The sequence below is a fragment of the Pseudomonas sp. D(2018) genome, from assembly GCF_005502555.1.
GTDB classification, from domain to species: domain Bacteria; phylum Pseudomonadota; class Gammaproteobacteria; order Pseudomonadales; family Pseudomonadaceae; genus Metapseudomonas; species Metapseudomonas resinovorans.
The window spans coordinates 330,334-351,362 of the sequence record NZ_SCOK01000001.1; the positions used below are offsets into that span (position 1 = coordinate 330,334).

Annotated in this window: 21 protein-coding genes and 1 pseudogene; 14 read left to right on the plus strand and 8 right to left on the minus strand. The window is 63.3% G+C overall.

Going from position 1 to position 21,029, the window contains the following annotated elements; genetic code table 11:
- Positions 1-10: 10 nt before the first annotated feature.
- The 6 genes from FFS60_RS01375 to FFS60_RS01395 all read left to right on the plus strand — a co-directional run bounded on the left by FFS60_RS01375 (position 11) and on the right by FFS60_RS01395 (position 7,469).
- The gene (locus FFS60_RS01375; RefSeq protein WP_137820890.1) at positions 11-1,369 is read left to right on the plus strand and encodes a DUF1329 domain-containing protein; all 1,359 of its coding nucleotides are present in this window, start codon (positions 11-13) and stop codon (positions 1,367-1,369) included.
- Between the two features lie 213 nt (positions 1,370-1,582).
- Positions 1,583-2,902 (plus strand): outer membrane protein transport protein, encoded by a 1,320-nt coding sequence (locus FFS60_RS01380; RefSeq protein WP_137820891.1) that lies wholly within the window; start codon positions 1,583-1,585, stop codon positions 2,900-2,902.
- A gap of 68 nt (positions 2,903-2,970) precedes the next feature.
- Entirely contained in the window at positions 2,971-3,114 is a 144-nt protein-coding gene (locus FFS60_RS28595) for a hypothetical protein (RefSeq protein WP_171016465.1), read from the plus strand.
- Between the two features lie 47 nt (positions 3,115-3,161).
- Positions 3,162-3,473: a hypothetical protein gene (locus tag FFS60_RS01385; protein WP_137820892.1), complete on the plus strand. Its 312-nt coding sequence runs from the start codon at positions 3,162-3,164 to the stop codon at positions 3,471-3,473.
- A 157-nt stretch (positions 3,474-3,630) separates the two neighbouring features.
- Complete coding sequence (locus FFS60_RS01390; RefSeq protein WP_137820893.1) at positions 3,631-5,880, plus strand: bifunctional diguanylate cyclase/phosphodiesterase; 2,250 nt, start codon at positions 3,631-3,633, stop codon at positions 5,878-5,880.
- On the plus strand, positions 5,877-7,469 hold the full coding sequence (locus tag FFS60_RS01395; RefSeq protein ID WP_137820894.1) for a PAS domain-containing methyl-accepting chemotaxis protein: 1,593 nt from the start codon (positions 5,877-5,879) through the stop codon (positions 7,467-7,469). The genes FFS60_RS01390 and FFS60_RS01395 overlap by 4 nt, the downstream gene beginning before the upstream one ends.
- Positions 7,470-7,503: 34 nt before the next feature.
- Here the strand turns inward: FFS60_RS01395 and FFS60_RS01400 are convergent, their stop codons facing one another.
- Positions 7,504-8,556, minus strand: coding sequence for an RnfABCDGE type electron transport complex subunit D (locus FFS60_RS01400; RefSeq protein WP_256658016.1), 1,053 nt, complete (start codon positions 8,554-8,556; stop codon positions 7,504-7,506).
- Complete coding sequence (gene rsxC, locus FFS60_RS01405) at positions 8,553-9,956, minus strand: electron transport complex subunit RsxC (protein WP_137820895.1); 1,404 nt, start codon at positions 9,954-9,956, stop codon at positions 8,553-8,555. The genes FFS60_RS01400 and rsxC overlap by 4 nt, the downstream gene beginning before the upstream one ends.
- Before the next feature lie 211 nt (positions 9,957-10,167).
- On the opposite strand from rsxC, the pseudogene FFS60_RS01410 reads away from it, so the two are divergent.
- Positions 10,168-10,526 (plus strand): annotated as a pseudogene (locus tag FFS60_RS01410) (transposase); the annotation flags it as partial.
- On the opposite strand, the gene FFS60_RS01415 reads toward FFS60_RS01410, so the two are convergent.
- The 3 genes from FFS60_RS01415 to FFS60_RS01425 form a co-directional block, all read right to left on the minus strand.
- Positions 10,468-10,692, minus strand: a complete 225-nt coding sequence (locus FFS60_RS01415) for a hypothetical protein (RefSeq protein ID WP_137820896.1) — start codon at positions 10,690-10,692, stop codon at positions 10,468-10,470. The pseudogene FFS60_RS01410 and the gene FFS60_RS01415 overlap by 59 nt on opposite strands.
- A 75-nt stretch (positions 10,693-10,767) precedes the next feature.
- Positions 10,768-10,974 carry a hypothetical protein gene (locus FFS60_RS01420; protein ID WP_137820897.1) on the minus strand — a complete coding sequence of 69 codons (207 nt, stop codon included), beginning with the start codon at positions 10,972-10,974 and terminating at the stop codon, positions 10,768-10,770.
- 405 nt (positions 10,975-11,379) lie between these two features.
- On the minus strand, positions 11,380-12,267 hold the full coding sequence (locus tag FFS60_RS01425) for an AraC family transcriptional regulator (protein ID WP_137820898.1): 888 nt from the start codon (positions 12,265-12,267) through the stop codon (positions 11,380-11,382).
- Between the two features lie 235 nt (positions 12,268-12,502).
- Between FFS60_RS01425 and FFS60_RS01430 the strand changes: the two genes are divergently transcribed.
- From FFS60_RS01430 to FFS60_RS01460, 7 genes are all read left to right on the plus strand, one after another.
- On the plus strand, positions 12,503-13,258 hold the full coding sequence (locus tag FFS60_RS01430) for an SDR family NAD(P)-dependent oxidoreductase (protein ID WP_137820899.1): 756 nt from the start codon (positions 12,503-12,505) through the stop codon (positions 13,256-13,258).
- Between the two features lie 268 nt (positions 13,259-13,526).
- Positions 13,527-13,949: a nuclear transport factor 2 family protein gene (locus FFS60_RS01435; RefSeq protein WP_137820900.1), complete on the plus strand. Its 423-nt coding sequence runs from the start codon at positions 13,527-13,529 to the stop codon at positions 13,947-13,949.
- Complete coding sequence (locus tag FFS60_RS01440) at positions 13,946-14,701, plus strand: SDR family oxidoreductase (protein WP_028630131.1); 756 nt, start codon at positions 13,946-13,948, stop codon at positions 14,699-14,701. Before FFS60_RS01435 ends, FFS60_RS01440 begins: the two co-directional genes overlap by 4 nt.
- Positions 14,702-14,704: 3 nt before the next feature.
- On the plus strand, positions 14,705-15,952 hold the full coding sequence (locus tag FFS60_RS01445; protein ID WP_137820901.1) for an NAD(P)/FAD-dependent oxidoreductase: 1,248 nt from the start codon (positions 14,705-14,707) through the stop codon (positions 15,950-15,952).
- Complete coding sequence (locus FFS60_RS01450) at positions 15,949-16,761, plus strand: DUF1365 domain-containing protein (RefSeq protein WP_137820902.1); 813 nt, start codon at positions 15,949-15,951, stop codon at positions 16,759-16,761. Before FFS60_RS01445 ends, FFS60_RS01450 begins: the two co-directional genes overlap by 4 nt.
- Positions 16,736-17,998 (plus strand): cyclopropane-fatty-acyl-phospholipid synthase family protein, encoded by a 1,263-nt coding sequence (locus FFS60_RS01455; RefSeq protein ID WP_137820903.1) that lies wholly within the window; start codon positions 16,736-16,738, stop codon positions 17,996-17,998. Before FFS60_RS01450 ends, FFS60_RS01455 begins: the two co-directional genes overlap by 26 nt.
- An 8-nt stretch (positions 17,999-18,006) precedes the next feature.
- Positions 18,007-18,495, plus strand: coding sequence for a DUF2878 domain-containing protein (locus FFS60_RS01460; protein WP_028630134.1), 489 nt, complete (start codon positions 18,007-18,009; stop codon positions 18,493-18,495).
- Here the strand turns inward: FFS60_RS01460 and FFS60_RS01465 are convergent.
- From FFS60_RS01465 to FFS60_RS01475, 3 genes are all read right to left on the minus strand, one after another.
- Complete coding sequence (locus FFS60_RS01465; protein WP_081668131.1) at positions 18,445-18,615, minus strand: DUF2256 domain-containing protein; 171 nt, start codon at positions 18,613-18,615, stop codon at positions 18,445-18,447. The two genes, FFS60_RS01460 and FFS60_RS01465, sit on opposite strands and share 51 nt — an antisense overlap.
- The gene (locus tag FFS60_RS01470; protein ID WP_028630135.1) at positions 18,612-20,153 is read right to left on the minus strand and encodes a cryptochrome/photolyase family protein; all 1,542 of its coding nucleotides are present in this window, start codon (positions 20,151-20,153) and stop codon (positions 18,612-18,614) included. The genes FFS60_RS01465 and FFS60_RS01470 overlap by 4 nt, the downstream gene beginning before the upstream one ends.
- Positions 20,154-20,276: 123 nt before the next feature.
- A complete protein-coding gene (locus tag FFS60_RS01475) occupies positions 20,277-20,978 on the minus strand; it encodes an SDR family NAD(P)-dependent oxidoreductase (RefSeq protein WP_028630136.1) in 702 nt (233 codons plus the stop codon).
- Between the last annotated feature and the right edge of the window lie 51 nt (positions 20,979-21,029).

Genomic DNA, 21,029 nt, shown 5'->3' on the forward strand with positions numbered 1-21,029 from the left:
AGAGCAGACCATGAAATTCTTGATGCAAAGCACGACCCTGAGCCTCTCCCTGCTTGCCGGCACGGCGCTGGCCGCCGTCACCCCGGAGCAAGCCGCCCAGCTCGGCAAGACCCTGACCCCGCTCGGCGCAGAGCAAGCGGGCAATGCCGACGGCAGCATTCCGGCCTGGACTGGCGGCCTCGACAAGAACAGTGGCAAGCAGAACGCCCAAGGCTTTCTCGACGACCCCTTCGCCAGTGAACAGCCGCTCTTCACCATCACTGCACAGAACGCGGAGCAATATAAGGACAAGCTGAGCCCCGGCCAGTTGGCCATGTTCAAGCGCTATCCCGACTCGTATCGGCTGCCGGTCTACCCCAGCCACCGCAGCGTCGCACTCCCGGACTCCGTCTACGCCGCAGCACGGTCCAACGCACAGAACACCCAGCTCGTGGCAGGTGGCAATGGCCTGACCAACTTCCAGACCGCCTACCCCTTCCCCATCCCACAGAATGGCCAGGAAGTCGTCTGGAACCACCTCACTCGCTACCGCGGCGGCAGCATGAAACGCACCAGCGTGCAGGCTACCCCGGAGAAAAGCGGTGCCTTCACGCCGGTGACATTCAAGATGGAGTTCACCTACCGCGATCAGCTAAAGGACTTCGATCCAGCTAATCCGGGCAATGTGCTGTTCTACTACAAGGAGGAAGTCATCTCCCCCGCGCGCCTGGCCGGTAGTGTATTGCTGGTTCACGAAACCCTCGACCAGGTAAAGGAGCCACGCCTGGCCTGGCTCTACAACGCAGGCCAACGCCGCGTGCGACGTGCGCCCCAGGTGGCATACGACGGCCCCTATCCCGCTTCCGAGGGCCTGCGCGTCGGCGACAACTTCGACATGTACAACGGCGCGCAGGACCGCTACGACTGGAAGTTGGTCGGCAAGCGTGAACTTTACATCCCCTACAACAGCTTCAAGCTGGACTCTCCCAAGCTGAAATACGATGACATCGTCAAGGCAGGCCACCTAAACCCGGAGTTCACCCGTTACGAGCTGCATCGGGTCTGGGAAGTGGAGGCCACCCTGAAACCCGGCGAGCGACACGTCTATGCCAAGCGAGTGTTCTTCATTGATGAGGACTCCTGGCAAATCGTCCTGGCCGACCACTACGACGCACGCGGCACGCTCTGGAGAATTGGCGAAGGCCATCTACAGCCCTATTACAACGTCCAGGTGCCCTGGTTGGCCGTGGAAACCGTGTATGACCTGCTGAATGGCCGCTACATCGTTTCAGGCATGAAGAACGAGGAAAGTAAGGGTGTCGAGTTCGGGGTCAAAGCCCTTGCCGCCGACTACACCCCTGCCGCCTTGCGCAACGCCGGGGTTCGTTAAAAGCGCGCCCCAGTCCCGAGTCCCAGGCCGCCACCACGACTGGCGGCCTTCTACGTGCCATTTACCAACTCAGTCGCCTTCAAGTACGGGCAATCAGGGAATTACGCACAACTTAGGAAAACTCCAACTGACACTGAAAAGTGCTCGGAAAAGCAAGTCATTGCCTAAAGCTTGGCCAGCGTTAAACAAACCAGTACAAAAAAGATATGAAAGATGAAAACTAATAGCCGTGCAACTCGATACACTTCCAAATCCCTGGATAAATCTCTGTTGACCAGGCTCACCTTTGCCACTGCCCTGTTCAGCCTTTCAACGACAGCAAGTGCCAATGGCATTGCACTTAACGAGCAGAGCGCCAGCAGCGCTGGAACCGCTTATGCCGGTAGATCGTCATCTGCATTGGATGCCAGCACCATTTATGGAAATCCTGCCGGCCTGACCAAGCTGAAGCGCAGCCAGATCAGTGGCGGAGCGGCCTTGATATCGGTCAGCAACGATATCAGCGATGCGAGCAGCGACGCTTCAGGGACAAATAAAGGAGACTCGGTCCCCATTGGAGTCATGCCCTTCGCCTATATCTCCACGCCACTTGATGATCGTTTTTCGATTGGTCTTGGCCTCTATGTTCCGAGTGGCCTGATCAATGATTACGAGAGCACGTTCCAGGGCCGTCACCATGGTTCTTATAGCGAAACGAAAGAAATCACCCTGCAACCGACCATTGCCTATCGCGTCAATGACTTCCTATCCATCGGCGGCGGCCTGACTTTTAACCATTTTGAAGCGGACCTCCGGAACAACCTGGCGACCGGTAGCCTGAACAACGGCACGGAAACGGAGGTCGCCATCAAGGGAGACGACACCGCCATCGGCTACAACATCGGCCTGTTGGTCGACCTGAGTGATTCAACCACCTGGGGCATTACCTACCACTCCAAGCGAAGCTATCAACTCGAGGGGCACACCGAGGTATCCGGCGCTCCGGCCTTTCTCGCTCTTGATGGGAAGTATGACGCCAAGATCGACCTGGAAATGCCCGAGTCGGTGGATACATCCATCACCCACCGCTTCAATAGCCGCTGGACTGGATACCTGGGTACCACCTGGACTCGCTGGAGCCGACTTCAGAAGTTCGAAGCCATCAATAGCAATGTTTCCGCCATTGGCCAAAGTGCAGGCCTGGGTCGGGTTGGCGAGACACTGAACTGGCATGACACCTGGACAACGGCCATTGGCGTGGCCTATCAACTCAACCCGCAGTGGGTACTGAAAGCAGGTTACGCATACGATCCCGCTCCGGTTGGCAATGCGGACCGCAGTGTACGAATCCCCGTGGGCAACCGAAAGGCCGTGACATTCGGCGCCGCCTATTCACCAAGCCCCGACCTGACGGTGGATATTGCCTACGGCTATCTCTGGGACTCCGAGGCTTCGGTACATCAATCGGGAGATCCAGCGCTTCAGCCCGAATACAGCGCAAAGTTCAACAACAGGGCAAACGGACTGGCCGTGCAGTTTTCCTACAACTTCTAAAAGGCGGTTCTGTCCGTGATTTCTCACCTGTGCCGGAACCTGTCGCTGTTAGTGAATAGGGGTTCACTATGACTGTGCTGCAAAGCTCCCACATGCAATTGTCTCCCGGCGAACGCGCCTGGCTGCCCTGGTTCGGCAGAACCGGCAAGCTGGCCATGGGCTGGTCCTGCTCGCTCAATTCATTGATCCGGATCAGCATCCGCGCGCGATAAGTTACCTAGCGTAATAGCACACTGATATCATTCATTCACAAAGCGCCATGAAACCAGTGCAACCCTACCTGATCCTTTCCAGCAACGACCCCAACACGGCCTGTCAGGCCAGCACCCTGCTGCGCCAAAGCGAGTTGGACTGCACCCTCATCAGTAAGAGCGAAGACTGCCGGCAGATGCCCCTCTGCCGCTGGATCAGCGACGCCCCGCTGAACCAGCCAGGGCGTATCCAGGCCCTGCTGGGTGAAACGGTGGAAACCCTGGAGCGCACGCGCCATGCCTTCAAGTCCCCGGATCTAGCAAAGCTACGCAAGCGCCTGCAGAAAGCTATCAGGGAGTTGTCGGAACCGCTTGACTGATGTAAAACCAGCCTGTGCAAGGTTCCGCCAAGGCGGAAGCCGGCTTTGCCGGGCAGGACGCAAGGGCCTGCAAGACAGAGCACCGTGAGCGTGAGTTCTCTCCAGGACTCCCGACACGGTGCTTTTTTTATGCCCGGAATCTACGGAAGGAAGAGACATGGAGCTTGGGCAGCGTTTAGCAAAAATGCTCGACCGGATCGGCCTGTCATGCGAGGAAATCGACACTCGCCGCCACTACCTGGAGTGGAGCGAGGTGGACGCCGCGCGCCTGGGTGCCCATGCGACAGAGATGGACGGCTGCCACCGGGCCTTCGTCGAGCGCCTCTACGAGCACCTGGGCCAGTTCGACTCCATCGCCGGCATCCTCCGCGAGCCCGCTACCCTGCAACGCCTCAAGCACAGCCAGCTGGACTACTACCAGCGGCTCTGGCGCGGCCCCTACGACCACGACTACGTGCTCAACCGCTTGCGCGTGGGGCTGGTGCACCAGCATGTCGGCGTCGACCTCAAGTGGTACCTGGGCGCCTACCGCCTCTACCTCGACCACATGCTCGACGCGCTGCTCGAGCAGGGCGAGACCCGCGACACCTACGCCAGCCTGCTGAAAGCGGTGTTCTTCGACATGGCGCTGGCCATCGACACCTACAGCTGCGCCCAGCGCCAGGCCCTGGAGGACAGCGAAGCGCGTTTCGCCCGTGCCTTGCGCGGTGCCAACGACGGCCTCTGGGACTGGGACCTGGACCAGGACCGGCTGTATTTCTCGGAACGCTGGGCGAATATGTTAGGCCTCAGCCGCGACAGCCTGGGCGAGGGCAGCCCCAGTTGGTTCGCCCGGGTCCACCCGGACGACTTGCCCGGCCTGCGCCAGGCGATAGACACCCACGTGCGCGGCGAAACGCCATGGCTGCACCACGAGTACCGCATCTGCCAGCGCGACGGCAGCTACCTCTGGGTGCTGGTGCGCGGGGTGGCCGAGGACGGCCGCATGGCCGGCTCGCAGACCGACATCAGCCAGCGCAAGGCTTACGAGCAGCAACTGCGCCACGCCGCGCGCCAGGACCCGCTGACCGGCCTGGCCAATCGGCTGCGCCTCGACGAACTGCTGCAGCAGGCCCTGCAGCGCCGCCAGCGGCCCGGCACGCGGGAAGCGGCGCTGCTGTTCATCGACCTCGACCGTTTCAAGCTGATCAATGACAGCTTCGGCCACGCCATGGGCGACCGGGTGCTGATGGCGGTGACCCAGCGCCTGTCGAGCTGTCTGCGGCCGGGGGACCACCTGGTGCGCTTCGGCGGCGACGAATTCGTCGTCCTGCTGGATGACCTGGCCTGCCTGGCCGACGCCGAGCAGGTCGCCAAGCGCATGCTCGAAAGCCTGCACCAACCCCTGCGCCTGGACGAACACAACCTCGCGGTGAGCGCCAGCATAGGCATCACCGGGCTGCTCGCCGAAGGCCAGGCGGTGGACACCCTGCAGGCCGCCGACCTGGCCCTGTACCGCGCCAAGGAAGCCGGCAAGGCGCAGTTCGCCCGGTACAGCGTCGAACTCCAGGCCGCCGCCCAGAAGCGCCTGGAACTGCACAACGCCCTGGCCCAGGCCCTGGCTCGCCAGGAGTTCGAGCTGCACTACCAGCCGATCTGCCGCATCGACGGGCCGCGCCCGCAGGTCACTGCGGTGGAGGCCCTGCTGCGCTGGCGCCGCAACAGCCGGCTGGAATCGCCGCTGCACTTCATTCCGGCGCTGGAGGAGTCCGGCGAGATCGTCGCCGTCGGCGACTGGGTGCTGCGCGAGGCCTGCCGGCAGACCCGCGAGTGGCAGCTGGGCGGGCAGCCGCAGCTGCGCTGCTCGGTGAACCTGTCCAGCCGCCAGGTGCTGCAGCCGGGCTTCGCCCAGCGGGTCGCGGTGATCCTCCGGGAAACCTGCCTGGCGCCCGCCAGCCTGGTGCTGGAAATCACCGAGAGCCTGTTGATGCAGGACAGCGCCGAAACCCTGGCCTGCCTGCGTGAGCTCGCGGTACTCGGGGTGCGCCTGGCCCTGGACGACTTCGGCACCGGTTATTCATCCCTCGGCTATCTCAAGCGCTTCCCGCTGCAGATCCTCAAGGTGGACCGCAGCTTCATCGGCGGCGTACCGGACGACCCGGAGCTGAACGCCATTTCTCGCGCCATCATCGGCCTGGGCTGCAGCCTCGGCCTGGAAGTGGTGGCCGAGGGCGTGGAAAACCCAACGCAACTGGATTTCCTCCAGGGCGAGGGCTGTCGCTATGCCCAGGGTTTCTGGTTCAGCCGGCCGCGCCCGCCGGAGGGCCTGGAGCCCCTGCTGCGCGGCAAAGAAGGTTTCGAGGGTGAAGGATGCCTTCCGGCCAGCGCCGGATGGGCCCACGGGAGCAACCAGGGAATCAGCCAATGAAAATCAACTTGCCGGTCAGCGGTCAGGCAGTCGAATTCGACGCCAACGCCAACATCCTCTCCACCACCGATCTCAAGGGCGTAATCACCCACGTTAACCCCGACTTCCTCGCCATCAGCGGCTTCGACCGGGACGACCTGCTCGGCCGCAGCCACAACCTGGTGCGCCATCCGGACATGCCCCAGGCGGCCTTCGCCCATCTCTGGCAGACCCTCAAGGGCGGCCGCAGCTGGATGGGCCTGGTGAAGAACCGCTGCAAGAACGGCGACCACTACTGGGTCAGCGCCTATGTCACGCCGGTGCTGCGCGAGGGCCAGGTGGTGGAGTACCAGTCGGTGCGCACCCGTCCGGAGCCGGCCCAGGTCGCCGCCGCCGAACGCCTCTATGCCGAACTGCGCGAAGGCCGCACGCCGCGCGCCCTGAGGCGCCCGATTCTGGGCCTGCGAGCGCGCCTGCTGGCCGGCTGTGCTGCCGCCTGCCTGCTTGCCGCAGGCCTGGCCGCGAGCCTGCATGGCCAGTGGCCCCATGCCTGGCTACCGGCGGCCGTGGGCGGCCTCGGGCTCTGCGCCGCTTGGGTCCACTGGCAGTTGCGGCCCCTGGCGGCGCTGCTGGGCAAAGCCAGGGCGATCGCCGATAACCCCGTGGGCCAGTTGCTCTACTGCGGCCGCAGCGATGAATTCGGCGAGCTGGCCTTCGCCTTGCGCATGCTGGAGGCCGAGGCGGGCGCCGTAGTCGGGCGTATCAGCGAGTCCGCCCGGCAGCTGGCCGAGCATGCTGGAGACCTGGCTGCCTCAGTAGCCAGCGGCAGCCAGGCCACGCGCCAGCAGCAGAGCGATACCGAGCAGGTAGCCAGCGCCATCGAGCAGATGGCCTCAAGCGTCCAGGAAGTGGCGCGCAGCGCCCAGCAGAGTGCCAACGCCGCCGACCAGACGGACGCCGCGGCCAGCCTCGGCTGCGAGGAGGTGGACGCCACCCGCTCGCACATCGCCGGCCTCGAGGCGGAAGTGCACCAGGCCAGCCAGGCCGTGGAGGCGCTGCAGGGGCACAGCGGCGACATCAGTCAGGTGCTGGCGGTGATCCGCGGCGTCGCCGAGCAGACCAACCTGCTGGCGCTGAACGCCGCCATCGAGGCCGCCCGCGCTGGCGATGCCGGTCGCGGCTTCGCCGTGGTCGCCGACGAGGTACGCGCCCTGGCCTCTCGCACTCAGCGCTCCACCGAGGAGATTCACGCGCTGATCGACAACCTTCAGCAGGGCGCCGGCCAGGCCGTGACGGCGATGCAGCAGAGCTGCCAGCAGGCGACCGCGAGCCTGCATCAGGCGTTGCGCGCCAGCGACTCACTGGCGCGGATCAAAAGCCAGGTCAGCGAAATCAGCGGCATGAGCCTGCAGATCGCCAGCGCGGTGGAAGAGCAGAGCGCCGCCAGCGAGGAAATCCAGCGCAGCCTGGCGAGCATCCGCAACGCTGCCGACAGCAATGCCGAGAGCGGCGGCCGCAGCCAGCAAAGCGCGCACCGGGTGGCCGAGCTGGCGACGGGCCTGCGGGAGTTGGCGCAGCAGTTTTGGGACCGCCAACGCAGGCACGGATAAGGCATTGCCAGCCCGCCAGCCCACCGGGCTACCGTCAGTGTTGCCCAGGTTCCGCGATGAGCTGGCGCTTAACAGCCTTCCCCCTGCTGCTGGAGTTCAGGTTCCCTTCGCGTCCGCCTGCGTCGCTGCGCGCGGTTTCGGTCCGGTTCGCTGAGTACCAAGGTCGTTGTATCCGCAGCACCAGCTGGTCGATCTGTGGCACCAGCAGGTTGGCGGCTAGCACGGCGAAGCAGAGACCGTCGACATAAAGCCCGAATTCGCGAATCAACTCGGTCAGCACGCCAATGGCTGCGCCGAAGAGGATGCGGCCGGCACGTGTATCGGGACTGGTGACTGGATCGGTGGCGATGAAAAAGGCGGTGAACAGGAGGCCGCCGAGGCTGAGGCTGTACAGGCTTTCCTGTGGGCTATGGCCGGCTGCCAGGCACAGCAATACCGTGCTGGCGAGCATCGCCAACGGAATTTCGATTCGGATCACCCGCAGGACGGCCAGTACTAAACCGCCGGCAACATAGCCGTACCCCGACAGGTTGGGGGAGGTCGGTGTGAACTGATCCCGAGCCAGCTGAGTGGCACCGGCGAACGCATCGAGGTTGAGGGGGGGCGCCAGTTGCAACTGTTGTAGAAGAACCGCCTTGGCGTCCAGGCCGAGGGTCCAGGGGGCATAGTTCGATGGCGCGGGGTACAACTGCTGGTAGAAGCAGATGGCGATGATCCCGAGGCCGACCATGGCGGGGTTGAGACGGTTGCGGCCAAGGCCTCCGCTGCCGTGTTTACACAGTGCGAGGGCGGCAAAACTGGCCAGGGCGATCATCCACAGCGGCACCAGCAGCGGCAGTGCCCGAGCCAGTATCAGGCCCAGCACCAGCCAGCTCAGGTCGCTCAACCCCTCGCGCACATTACGTCCGCGCAGGCGTAGCAGGCCGGCTTCGAAGCCCACGGCGAGCAACAGGCACCAGAAGGTCTGCAGCCAGACCACGATGCCGAATTGCCAGGCGTACAGGGCTGTGCCCGGCATGAGGCAAACGCTGACCAGGAGCATTACCGTGCGGAGTCGGTACGGGGTAGGACGGCAAATCAGGCTCATGGACGTAGCTCCGTCTTGCTCTGGCGGAAGCGTTCGCGCAGCGGCAAATGGCTCGGACAGGTGCTGCTGCAACTGCCACATTCGATACAGGCATCCAGTCGCAGCGCCTGCAAGCTCACCTTGTCATGGCGTTCGGCAGCGGCGTAGAGGTCCAGCGGTCTGAGCGACATCGGGCAGACATCCACGCAGCGCGTACAGCGAATGCAACTGCCCGAGGATTGGCTGGCGGCCGGCAGGTAGCGCTCCGCGCCGAATATCAGGCAGCTAGTGGTCTTGCTGATGACCGCAGTGGGGTCCGGTAGCGGCTGTCCCATCATCGGGCCGCCGACCTGGGTCAACTGGCCTTCGGGGTCGGCGCCGGCAACCGCGCGCAACGCGCTGACCGGATAACCCACCGGCACCTCGACATTCCCGGGCCGCTCACAGACCCCGGTGAGCGTCAGCACGCGTGATATCAGCGGTTCGGCGTGGAAGACGGCCCGTCCCAGTGCGTAGAGCGTTGCGACATTCAGCGCCAGCACGCCAATCTCGGCGGGTAGGGTCCCTGGCGCCAGGTTGCGGCCACTCAGGCTCTTGATCATCAGCGGTTGGCCCCCGGCCGGGTAACGCGTCGGTAGCGGACAGATCTCGACTGGGGTACGCGCCTGGCGAGAAGCGGCACGCAACGCGGCCATCGCCTCGGGTTTGTTGGATTCGATACCGAAGCGCGTCAGTGTTATTCCCAGCAAATCGGCGAGATAGTCGGCGGCCTCGATCAGCGCCTCGGCACGTTCGCGCATGAGGCGGTCATCGCAGGTCAGGAAGGGTTCGCATTCGGCACCGTTGATCAGCAGCAGGTCCGGCTGCTGGGCGCCGGCCAGCTTGAGAGCCGTCGGGAAACCCGCCCCACCCAGGCCAACTATGCCCATCTGCAAGGCCCGTTCGACCAGTGCCTCGAGCGTTTGCGGTGCCTCCATCACCGGGCGCTCGATCCACTCATCCAGACCATCTGCGTTCAGAATGACGGCCATCACCGGCTCGGCCGAGTCAGCCGCGAAGGCGAGGCCGATCTGTTCCACGATGCCGGAGGTGCTGGCATGCACCCACGGGGTGTTGTCATCGCCGATACCGATCACCTCGCCCTTGCGCACGAGCTGTCCCGGCTGCACACAAGGCTGGGCACTACGGCGACCCCGCCCGAGTGGGATTGCCAGCTGGACCTGTCCGACCGCCACTGGAGCAATCGGCTCGGCGTTGGATAGCTCCTTGTAGCCTCTGAGCTTCAACCCTCCATGCCAGCTGCGCTGTGAGGGTGAGGCGATGGCAAGCAGGCGGCGCCAGAAGGGTTTCTGTTGCGGCTGACGTTGGGCGCGGACGAGGTGCTGTATGCGCTCGACGCCCTGCAACGAATGGCTAGACATTTTCTGTCCTCCAATTTTTTTTGGACATAAAACACCCCCTGCGCGCTCATGCACATAAGAGGTTTTTGCTTCCGGGGTCTTTGAGGGAATAACGAGGCGGGGTACTCGATCACTCACGGGACTCAGAGTGTCGAACGGGTGACCTGTTCAGTTTTTAATCAAAAACCTGACAAATGGTAGGTCTATTGCCGACCTGCGATACGGCCCACCGGCGCGCTATGCCGGCGTAGAGAAACGCGAAGAGCACGCAGGGCGCCAGGTCATCTGGCAGGTCGCAGCCCGGCGCAGTACTTACAAGCAGTTGGACGAACGCAGCGCACTGTAAAAGGCCAGGCGCACGATCGAGACGGCCAAGGCGCAGTTACGGGCGAAGGTCGAGCATCGTTTCGGGTGATCAAACGCCAGTTTGGCTACATGAAGGCGCGCTTCCGTGCATTGGCCAAGAACACTGCACATCTGATGACGCTGTTCGCCCGTTCGAACCTGTGGATGGCGCGCCGACATTTGCCGCCTAATCGTCGGTATCCAGCCCGCCGGCACCGGTCAACGAATGCTCGTAGTGCTCTTTGAATGTCTCGGCAGCCACAATCGCTTTGCACTGGAGTTCCCAGTAGTCGACCCTTACATCGTCATCGCTCAGGTCTGGCCCAGAACTGAGGAAATCCGCAACCGCGTTGAACGCATTCGCTGCGTCGCGCGCGAGCCTGTCGGCTTTCTGCCAATAGGTTTCCGCCATGCTCTGATCCTCCAGGGTAGGGACAAGAGAGTTAGGCACAGCATCGTGAAGCACGCCACCCGCTCGGTAAGGTGTTTAGCCCTCCAGCATCCGGGCGTGCTCTTCAGCCCAACGGTGAAGAACATCTTCCGGTATGCAGTGGGGCGCCTCTACGCGCGCTTTCCACTTCTCTGCGAAAGAGATGGCTGAGGCTTGGTCCTTGAACGACACCGCCATTCCGCAGGCTTCCACTTGCCAGACATCTCGTCCCTGGTCGTCGAGCCGCTGAACCGCGATGTGCATAGACAACCTCCAAAGTGAAAGGCCAATCAGCCTGATGAGCCAAGCCAAATGGCAGGCAAAAAAAAGCCAACCACATAGGTTGACTACTACAAACAAACTATAAGCACGGTTAAGCACTGACGCACTTTTCTGGGTGTTACAACCTGTACATATGCACTGCCTCTTGACGCTGCCTCCCGACGACAGGCGTATGTGGATCGCAGGATGAAGTCTCTGTAGGAGCGAGCTTGCTCGCGAACAGTCCGCGCCGATCTTTCGCGAGCAAGCTCGCTCCTACAACTGCGGCGGTGAAGCAGGCGCAGACATCATGCGCCGATTGCGACCGTCCAGCGGCCCACGGCAAATCCACGTACCCGGTGCGTGGCCCCTTGCTCGTCAAGGGCAGCTTGTTGCGTTAGCAGAGCATCAGGTCGAGGCCTGCAGGTGCACCCTGGTTTCGCGAATGTCCTTGGCGGGCGAGGTGCCGAACATTCGACCGTATTCCCGTGTGAACTGCGGGACGCTCTCGTATCCGACGTCGGACGCGGCTTTGCTGATCGCAGTGCCTTCGAGCATGGAGCGCCTGGCTTCGATCAGCCGCAGCTGCTTTTGAAACTGCAGCGGGGTCAGCGAGGTAATGGCGCGGAAGTGGGCATGGAACGCGGAAATGCTCATTCCTGCAGCTTCTGCAAGTTGCTCCATTCGTAACGGCTTGGCGAAGTCGGCACGGATCCTGGCAACTGCGCGGCCGACGCGCTGGGCATGGCTGTTGGTGACCCCGAGTGAGCGAATCGCGCTGCCGTGCTTGCCCGACAGCAACCAGTAATGCAGTTCGCGCAGGAGTTGCTTCCCCAGCACCGGAACGGAGGCAGGGCGTTCCAATAGGCGAATCAGGCGACGCGCCGCGTCCGCGACCTCCGCGTCAGTCGGCTCCACCCGGACTGGCGCTCCAATGGAGAAGGGCGCCGACCCCATCTCGACCACGAGTGATTCGATCAGCGCAGGGTCCAGCTCAACGACGAAGGAGTAGTACGGCTCGCCGAGGGAGGCTCGGGTGATCTGGCTGACCGTCGGCACATCGGTCGTGATCAGCAGCGACTCACCTGCACTGAAATCGAAGGTGCTGTTGCCCATCGCGACACGCTTGCCCCCTTGAAGTACCAGGGCAACCAGCGGTTTCGAGATCGCATATTGCAGCGGTGTGGGCATCGTCTCACGGAGGATGACCAGTCCGGGAAATGGCGTCTGCGCGACTCCATTCCTGTGGTTCGCGTCGGCATAGCGGCGTGCGGCTTCGAGCAGATTGTTCGTCATGAATGGAATCTTGCCGGTGAATCGATACAGATCAATACGAGCCGGAAGAATTGGCAACAACCAAATAGGAATAGGCAAAGGAAGTGGTTAAGCCTTCTTGAGATACCTGCGTGATCTTCATGTGCAAGTGCTGCCTCGTATTAATAGGCAAGACATGTCGATAATCACGCAACCTGGAAAGGTCATCGCTCCCCATAGTTGCAGCACCTGCAACGTCCACCCCAGGAGACCCCCGATGACCACCATCTCGATTATCACCGGCGCCAACCGTGGCCTTGGCCGCAACACCGCTGTCAGCATCGCCCGCCATGGCGGCGACGTCATCCTTACCTACCGCAACGGCGCCGAGGAAGCCAAAGCCGTAGTCGCCGAGATCGAGACGCTCGGACGCAAAGCGGTAGCGCTGCAACTGGACGTCACTGATGTCTCGTCCTTCGCGGCCTTCGCCAACGCCGTCGCCGAGGCACTGTCCACCACCTGGAACCGCAGCACCTTTGACCACCTCATCAACAACGCCGGCCAGGGCGAGATGGCGTCCATCGCCGACACAACCGAAGCGCAGTTCGACGCGCTGTTCAACACACACGTGAAAGGCGTCTTCTTCCTGACCCAGGCGTTGCTCCCACTGATCGAGGATGGTGGGCGAATCGTGAATTTCTCGTCAGGTCTGACCCGTGTATCGGTCGCAGGCTTCTCCGCCTATTCGGCGGCCAAAGGCGCAGTCGAGGTCCTCACGGTTTATATGGCCAAGGAGTTCGGCAGCCGTGGCATTGCGGTAAACACTGTGGCTCCCGGAGCCATCGAGACCGATTTCCTGGGTGGCGCGGTGCGCGACCTCCCTGACCTGAACAAGCAGTTCGCCGATATGACGGCGTTGGGCCGGGTAGGTGTGCCGGATGATGTCGGCCCGATGGTGGCGAGCTTGCTGAGCCCGGACAATCGCTGGGTTACCGCTCAGCGAATCGAAGTGTCGGGCGGCCAGACCATCTGAAGTGACCTGGGTCCATCGTGCTACGGCGCCGCCCAGGACAATCGGTGCCCCCGTAGGTTGGTCCGAGCAAAGCGAAGCCCAACGTTCCTGACGGAGCGTTGGGCTTCGTTCCTCCACCAATCCTGCTTAGTGCGCTCGGGCGAGGGTTTTCCGCGTCATCACCACGCCGGCCTCTTATAAAGCACTTTGACTTGTACAAATTTCGCGTTACGCTCCTAAAATATTGTACAAACATCACATGATGTACAAATATTCAGGAGACACCGGGATGTCTGTTTTCTTGCAACGCTTTGCGCAGTCGTTCTCCACGCTGGATGCGAACCGCTTGGGCGCGCTGGAGGAGTTGTACACCCCGGATGTGCAGTTCCGCGATCCGCTACACAGCCTGAATGGCCTCCCCGCGCTTCGACAGTACTTCGGGCAGATGTATGCCGGCGTCCAGGATCTGCATTACGAATTCCAGGGCTTCGATGAAGCAGGCCCCGATCAAGGCTACCTTCGCTGGACCCTGTGCTTTCGTCACCCGCGCTTGGCGGGAGGTGCCGTCATCCAGGTGGAGGGCTGCAGCTATCTGCGCTGGCGCGAGCGGGTTTACCTGCACCACGACTACTTCGACGCCGGGGCTCTCCTTTACGAACACCTGCCCTTGATGGGGCGGCTGATTGCCTGGCTCAAGCGGAGGCTCGCATGAGCCGCATCTGGCTGACTGGCGGCAGCAGCGGCATAGGGGCGGCGCTGGCGGAAATCCTGCTCGAAGAGGGTCATCAACTGGCCTTGAGTGCCCGCCAGATTGCGCCTTTGCAGGCACTGGCCGCGCGCTTTCCCAGCCAGGTTCTGCTTGTAGCAGGCGATATCAACGAATGGCAGCAGGTCGCAGAGATCGGCCGGCAAATCGAACGCACGTGGGGTGCCCTGGATCTGGTGATCCTCAATGCCGGCACCTGCGAATATCTGGAGCCGGGGCACTTCGACACTGAGCTGGTGGAGCGAGTGGTTCGCACCAACCTGCTCGGCGCCAGCCACTGTGTACAGGCGGCGTTGCCTCTGCTTCGCCGCGGCAAGCGCCCGCACCTGGTTGTCATTGGCAGCGCGGTGACCTGGCTGGCTCTACCGCGTGCGGGGGCCTACGGCGCGTCCAAGGCGGCGCTGCGTTATCTCATCGAGTCCCTGCGCATCGACCTTGCCGCCGAAGGCATCGACGTAACCCTGGTCAGCCCCGGTTTCGTCGACACCCCGCTCACTCGCCGCAACGACTTTCCCATGCCCATGTGCTGGTCAGCACCGCGCGCAGCCAGACGTATCGCCACTCGCCTGCGGAATCGGCCTCTTGAGATCAACTTCCCGCAGCCCTTCATCCTTGCCATTCGCCTGTTCGGCAGCCTTCCGGTGCGCTGGCGCCTGGCGCTGGGACGACGTCTGGCACGCCCTCAACAAATGGACTGAATCGTGCGCATCGCAATTATCGGCAGCGGTATATCCGGCCTCACCTGCGCGCACCTGCTGGCGCGTCGCCATGAAGTGACGGTGTTCGAAGCCTCCCATTGGGTCGGCGGCCACACCCATACCGTCGACGTCGAGTGGCAGGGGCGAAGCTATGCGGTCGACACCGGTTTCATCGTGTTCAACGACTGGACCTACCCGAACTTCATCCGCCTGCTGGAGCAACTGGGCGTGGCCTCGCGGCCTACCGAAATGAGCTTCTCGGTGCATGATCCGGCCAGTGGCCTTGAATACAACGGCCGCGACCTGGACAGCCTCTTCGTACAGCGCCGCAATCTGTTGTCGCCGGCCTTCTGGGCGATGCTGCGCGACATTCTGCGCTTCAACCGCGAGGCACCGGCCAGCCTGCACGAACAGCGCATCGACCCCGCCACCCGGCTGGGTGATTACTTGCAGATGCGCGGCTACGGGCAGCGCTTCATCGAGCACTACATCGTTCCGATGGGCTCGGCCATCTGGTCGATGTCGCGGGCACAGATGCTTGATTTCCCGCTGCAGTTCTTCGTGCGCTTCTTCCACAACCACGGCTTGCTTTCGATCAGCGATCGCCCGCAGTGGCGGGTGATCGAGGGCGGCTCGCGCAGCTACATCGAGCCGCTATGCGCCGGTTTCCGAACAGGCCTGCGGCTTGGTTGTGCAGTGCAGCGAGTCAGCCGGAGCGTCGACGGCGTGCGCGTGCTCAGTGCTACGGGATGGGAGCGCTTCGACAAGGTGGTATTGGCCTGCCACAGCGATCAGGCCCTGGCCCTGCTCGAGGCCCCAAGCCTGAATGAGCGAAAGGTACTTGGCGCTTTGAACTACGCCTGCAATGAGGTGCTCCTGCACACCGACGACAGCCTGCTGCCAAGGCGGCAAAAGGCGTGGGCGAGTTGGAACTATCGGCTGGGCGGCCCACCGGGTTCTCCAGCCACGCTGACCTACAACATGAACATCCTGCAAGGCCTGGACGCGCCGGTGACCTTCTGCGTCAGCCTGAACCAGGGCGCAGCGGTCGACCCGGCCAAGGTGCTGGCACGTTTCGAGTACGCACACCCTCAGTACAGCCACGCGGCGATTGCCGCTCAATCCAGCCAGGAAAGCCTGCAAGGCCAGCAGCACAGTTACTTCTGTGGGGCTTACTGGGGCAACGGCTTTCACGAAGATGGCGTGGTGAGCGCACTCAAGGTCGCCGCCCATTTCGGTGAAACGCTGTGAACAGCAGCCTCTGTCGCGGTTGGGTCAGCCATCGGCGCTTCGCGCCCCGCCCGCACACCTTGCGCTATCCCATCGGAATGCTCTACCTGGACCTTGCGGAGCAAGAACAGGTGCTGAACATGTCGCACCTTCTGCAGCCCTGGCGCCTGGCGCCGTTATGCTGGCGTGAGCGCGACTACCTGCCAGCCTGGACTCGCGCCGGCATCCCCCTGGCCGAGGCCGTGCGGGAGCTGCTGCGCGACGCGCTGGGCGCCGCCCCTCAAGGCGCCATCCACGTGCTGACCCAGCCGCGCAGCTGGGGCCTGTCGTTCAACCCGGTGAGCGTCTACTTCTGCCATGACGACACAGGGCGGCTGGCGGCGATTCTCTGCGAGGTGCGCAACACCCCCTGGCGGGAACGTCACCACTACGTGCTGCCGGTCCACCCCGGAGAGGCGACCGAATTTCGGGTGGCCAAGGCCTTCCACGTCTCGCCCTTCCTGTCACAGGACATGGATTACCGCATGCGTTTCCTGGCCGAGGGCTCGCACCTTCGCGTGCACATGGAGAACTGGCGCGATGGGGAAAAGCTGTTCGAGGCCAGCCTCAGCTTGCAGCGCCAGGCACTCGACGCTGCAGGACTGCGCCGTCACGTCCTGGCCTTCCCGTGGATGTCCCTGCGCACCTTGACCGCCATCTACTGGCAGGCCCTGCGGCTGCTGCTCAAAGGCACCCCCTTACACGATCACCAGGCCAGCGAGCGCCACCTGAGCGTCGGCCACCCCGCCAACGAGGACTCCACGCATGCCCGATCCCACTCTGAGCGCTAGCAAAGCCGGCAACCTCAGCCCGCTCGCAGGCGGCCTTTTCAAGCAGGCCGTCCTCGCCCAATTGCGTCGACTGCGCCATGGCCACCTGCGGATTCTGTTTCGCGGCGAGCAACTGGGTTTCGGCGATCCGGCCAGCCTGCTGCAGGCCGAAGTCGAAGTCCTGGACGACGCGGTCTGGGGGCTGGTCGCCAGCAATGGATCGATAGGCGCTGGCGAGGCTTACATCCTGGGTTACTGGCGCAGCCCCGATCTGGCTGCAGTGACCCGCTTGTTCGTCGCCAACCTTGCCGTGCTCGACGCCATGGAGGGCGGCCTGGCGCGGCTGGGCCGCCCGATGCTGCGGTTGCTGCACTGGCTCAATCGCAACAACCGAAGCGGTTCGCGCCGCAACATCATGGCGCACTATGACCTGGGCAACGCGCTGTTCGAACGCTTGCTCGACCCCACCATGATGTACTCCGCCGCCATGTTCGAAAGCGCCGAGCAGGGCCTGGAAGCGGCTCAGTTGAACAAGCTCGAACGCATTTGCCGCAAGCTCGACCTGCGCCCAGGCGACCACTTGCTGGAGATCGGTACCGGCTGGGGCAGCCTCGCGCTTTACGCTGCCAGCCACTACGGCTGCCAGGTGACCACCACCACCCTGTCAGAAGCGCAGTACGCGCACACCCTAAGGCGTGTCGAGGCCCAGGGCCTGCAGCAGCACATCCGCGTGTTGCGTGAGGACTACCGCGATCTCGAAGGGCGCTACGACAAGCTGGTATCCATCGAGATGATCGAAGCGGTCGGCCACCGCTACCTTCCCGAATACTTCCGTCGTTGCGCTGGGCTACTCAAGGATGACGGCCTGATGCTGCTGCAGGCCATCACCATCCGCGACCAGCGCTACGAACAGGCGCGCCGCGCGGTGGATTTCATCCAGCGCTACATCTTCCCTGGCGGTGCCCTGCCCTCGCTGACCAAGATGCTGCAGACGGCCAGCGCCGAGACTCAGCTCAACCTTCTGCACATGGAAGACTTCGGCCTGCACTATGCCCGCACCTTGCGGCTATGGCACGACAACCTCCGGCAATCACGCCAGGCCTTGCTGGAGCTCGGCTACGACGAGACCTTCCAGCGCCTCTGGGAGTTCTACCTGTGCTACTGCGAAGGCGGCTTCGAAGAGCGCGCCATTGGCGTTGCCCAGTTGCTCTGGGCAGGCCCGGCCTCTCGCAGCGCGCCCCTGCTGGAACGGCTGTAGGCCGAGTCATGGGCCGGGCCTGGCTGCTGGGCAACGCGCTCTGGCTGCAACTGGGCTGGTGGGGGTGCGTGCTCGGCGCACAGCATTCCTGGTTGTTGTTCGCAGTCGCCGCCGGACTGCTCGCGCATTTGGCACTGTGCCCCCTTCCCCGGGCGGAGGCTGGCGCATTGCTGCGCGTGACCCTGGGTGGCTGTGCGATGGACACGGTGCTTGGCGCATTGGGTGTATTCGACTTCGGCCAGTTCCCTCTTCCGATCTGGCTTGTCCTGCTCTGGCTGGTATTTGCCTGCGGCCTGCGCCACAGCCTGGCCTGGGCGGCGCGGCCAGCCTGGCGAGGCATGCTACTCGGGGGAATCGGCGGCCCACTGGCCTACTGCGCAGGCGCGCCATTGGCTGACGTTTCACTGCCGCTTGGCATCGCCGGTACGGCGCTGGTTCTGGCTCCGCTATGGGCTGCCTGGATGCCGCTGGCGTTCCGCCTGTCGGGCGCGCGCTGAGCGACGGCACCGTTCCGAGCAGTAGCGAACCTCGTTCCAGCAGCGCAGCCAACGCCGGCGCCAGAAGAACGGGCGGTCGCAGACCGGGCACACCTTGCTCGGCAGTTCAGCTTTCTTCACAGGGCCTCTCCGGCATCCAGCCGCACCAGCAGTTCCTCGCCGCGCAACCAGAGTGCCTCGCGGCGCGCTTCATCCATGTTCAGCAAATTGCGATAAACCATGGCCAGGCGCGGGTTTTCCCCCAGGCGATCGCGGTGGCGCATGAGGAAGTGCCAGTAGAGCGCATTGAAAGGGCAAGCTTGCGGCCCCGTTGCCTCGTCAACCCGGTAGCGGCATCCCTTGCAGTAATCCGACATTCGCTGGATGTAGCGGCCGCTGGCGCAATAGGGCTTGGAGCCAAGGTACCCGCCGTCGGCGTGCATCACCATGCCCAAGGTATTCGGGAGTTCGACCCAGTCGAAGGCATCCAGGTAGACCGCCAGGTACCACTCGCAGATGGCCTTGGGGGCGATGCCGGCGAGCAGCGCGAAATTGCCGGTCACCATGAGTCGCTGGATGTGATGGGCATAACCCAACTCGAGGGTTTGGCCTATCACCTGGGCCATGCAGCGCATGTCGGTGGCGCCCGTCCAGTAGAACTCCGGCAGCGGGCGGAGATTACCGAATGCGTTGAGTTCGGCGTATTCGGGCATGCGCAGCCAGTAGATGCCGCGCACGTACTCGCGCCAGCCGATGAGTTGGCGAATGAATCCCTCGGCGGCATTCAGGGGCACCTGCTTTCGGCGGTAGGCCGCTTCAACATCCGCGCACAGTTGGCGCACATCGAGCAGGCCGATGTTCAGCGCAGCGCTGATTCTCGCGTGGAACAGAAACGGCTCGCCGGTGGCCATGGCGTCCTGGTAATCGCCAAAGGCGGCCAGAGAGAAGTCGAGAAAGTGCTGCCACAGTACTTGTGCGTCGGCGTGGGTCACCGGGTAGTCGAAGGCGTCCAGGTTGCCGTAATGGTCGCGGAATCTCGCCCGGACCAGCGCCAGCACTTCTCGGGTCATCGGATCCGCTTCGAAGCTCGTGGGGAACGGGCCACGCAGGCCACGCGGCAACGTTCTGCGGTTCTCCGCATCGAGATTCCAGGTGCCGCCCAGCGGACTGCCGTCTGGTTCCAGCAGGAGGCCGGTACGTTTGCGCATCCCGCGGTAGAAGTGCTCCATCCGCAACTGCTCGCGGCCGCTGGCCCAGCGTGCGAATGCCTGTCGAGAGCACAGGAAGCGTCGGTCGGCGTGCCACACCAGCGGCAGGCCGGAGTCCTTGAGCGCCTGCTCCAGACGCCATTCACCGCACTCGGTGATATGCGCCTCCCTGGCTCCCAATGTCTCCATCCAACGGCACAGCTCCCCCGGCAGGCTGCCGCTATTGCCGTCATCGTCCAGGCGCACATAGATCACATGCCAGCCGCGTTCGCGCAGCGCTTCGGCGAAGTGCCGCATGGCGCTGAATATCAGAGCGATCTTCTGAGGGTGGTGAGCCACGTAACGCGCTTCGGCGTCCACCTCAGCCATCAGCAATGCGTCTTGCCGGGGGTCCAGGGCGTCGAACAGGCTCAGGTCGAACGACAGCTGGTCGCCGAGCACCAGACCGAGGCGACGGGCAGGCACCGTCATAGGCGGACCGCCTGCTGCAACGCAAGAACGCAACCGGAAGCCAGCAACAGCGTCTCGGGCTCGCAAGGCCTCGACCAGGCATTCGGAATGACCAGCGCTTTCAGGCTCATGCTTCTTCCACGCTCACCAGGGTAGGCGCTCGCCGTCGTAGGCAAAAAAACCTCCGCTCTCAGCAGGCCCAAGGCGGTCGATAAGGCTCAGCAGATCTGCTGCTGCCTGTTGCGCCGGACGTGCTAGCGCCGCGCCTCGAAACGGCTCGGACAGTCTGGAAATCACCGTACCGGGGTGCAGGCTGAACAAGCGCGCCTGAGGTCGGTTGCGGGCCAACTCGATGGCAGCGGTCTTCACCAGCATGTTCAACGCCGCCTTGGAAGCCCGGTAGGCGTACCAGCCACCCAGGCGGTTGTCGCCGATACTCCCCACCTTCGCGGAGAGCAGCGCCATCGTGCCCCTTGCATGCAGCAACGGTAGGAAATGGCGCAGTACCAGTGCCGGCCCGAGTGCATTGACCTGGAACACGGCCTGCAAGGCGTCTGCCTCGAGCGCGGCCAGGCACTTTTCCGGGTTCACGCCGGCACGGTGCAACAGGCCCGCGGTGAGCAGGATCAACTGATATGGCCCTTCGGCTGAAAGCTCGGCAGCGGCCCGAGCGATGCTCGGCGGATCTTCCAGATCAAGCCGGGGCGAGCTTCCACGCCCCAGCTTGCGCACAGTGGCGCAGCGTGGGTCTTCGCGCAGTAGCTCGCAGAAGGCGGTCCCCAATGCGCCACTCGCGCCAATGACCAAGGCACGGTAACCATCATCCATCGACTGAAGACTGAGCATTTTTCAAGCACAAACTGATCAGAAGCCGCAGCACGGGCCTGCTGGGCAAGC

Bases quoted from the DNA above. Each gene is read 5' to 3' on its own strand.
- FFS60_RS01375 (WP_137820890.1), top strand. From the start codon at position 11: ATGAAATTCTTGATGCAAAGCACGACCCTGAGCCTCTCCCTGCTTGCC.
- FFS60_RS01380 (WP_137820891.1), top strand. From the start codon at position 1,583: ATGAAAACTAATAGCCGTGCAACTCGATACACTTCCAAATCCCTGGAT.
- FFS60_RS28595 (WP_171016465.1), top strand. From the start codon at position 2,971: ATGACTGTGCTGCAAAGCTCCCACATGCAATTGTCTCCCGGCGAACGC.
- FFS60_RS01385 (WP_137820892.1), top strand. From the start codon at position 3,162: ATGAAACCAGTGCAACCCTACCTGATCCTTTCCAGCAACGACCCCAAC.
- FFS60_RS01390 (WP_137820893.1), top strand. From the start codon at position 3,631: ATGGAGCTTGGGCAGCGTTTAGCAAAAATGCTCGACCGGATCGGCCTG.
- FFS60_RS01395 (WP_137820894.1), top strand. From the start codon at position 5,877: ATGAAAATCAACTTGCCGGTCAGCGGTCAGGCAGTCGAATTCGACGCC.
- FFS60_RS01400 (WP_256658016.1), bottom strand. From the start codon at position 8,556: ATGAGCCTGATTTGCCGTCCTACCCCGTACCGACTCCGCACGGTAATG.
- rsxC (WP_137820895.1), bottom strand. From the start codon at position 9,956: ATGTCTAGCCATTCGTTGCAGGGCGTCGAGCGCATACAGCACCTCGTC.
- FFS60_RS01415 (WP_137820896.1), bottom strand. From the start codon at position 10,692: ATGGCGGAAACCTATTGGCAGAAAGCCGACAGGCTCGCGCGCGACGCA.
- FFS60_RS01420 (WP_137820897.1), bottom strand. From the start codon at position 10,974: ATGCACATCGCGGTTCAGCGGCTCGACGACCAGGGACGAGATGTCTGG.
- FFS60_RS01425 (WP_137820898.1), bottom strand. From the start codon at position 12,267: ATGACGAACAATCTGCTCGAAGCCGCACGCCGCTATGCCGACGCGAAC.
- FFS60_RS01430 (WP_137820899.1), top strand. From the start codon at position 12,503: ATGACCACCATCTCGATTATCACCGGCGCCAACCGTGGCCTTGGCCGC.
- FFS60_RS01435 (WP_137820900.1), top strand. From the start codon at position 13,527: ATGTCTGTTTTCTTGCAACGCTTTGCGCAGTCGTTCTCCACGCTGGAT.
- FFS60_RS01440 (WP_028630131.1), top strand. From the start codon at position 13,946: ATGAGCCGCATCTGGCTGACTGGCGGCAGCAGCGGCATAGGGGCGGCG.
- FFS60_RS01455 (WP_137820903.1), top strand. From the start codon at position 16,736: ATGCCCGATCCCACTCTGAGCGCTAGCAAAGCCGGCAACCTCAGCCCG.
- FFS60_RS01460 (WP_028630134.1), top strand. From the start codon at position 18,007: ATGGGCCGGGCCTGGCTGCTGGGCAACGCGCTCTGGCTGCAACTGGGC.
- FFS60_RS01470 (WP_028630135.1), bottom strand. From the start codon at position 20,153: ATGACGGTGCCTGCCCGTCGCCTCGGTCTGGTGCTCGGCGACCAGCTG.
- FFS60_RS01475 (WP_028630136.1), bottom strand. From the start codon at position 20,978: ATGCTCAGTCTTCAGTCGATGGATGATGGTTACCGTGCCTTGGTCATT.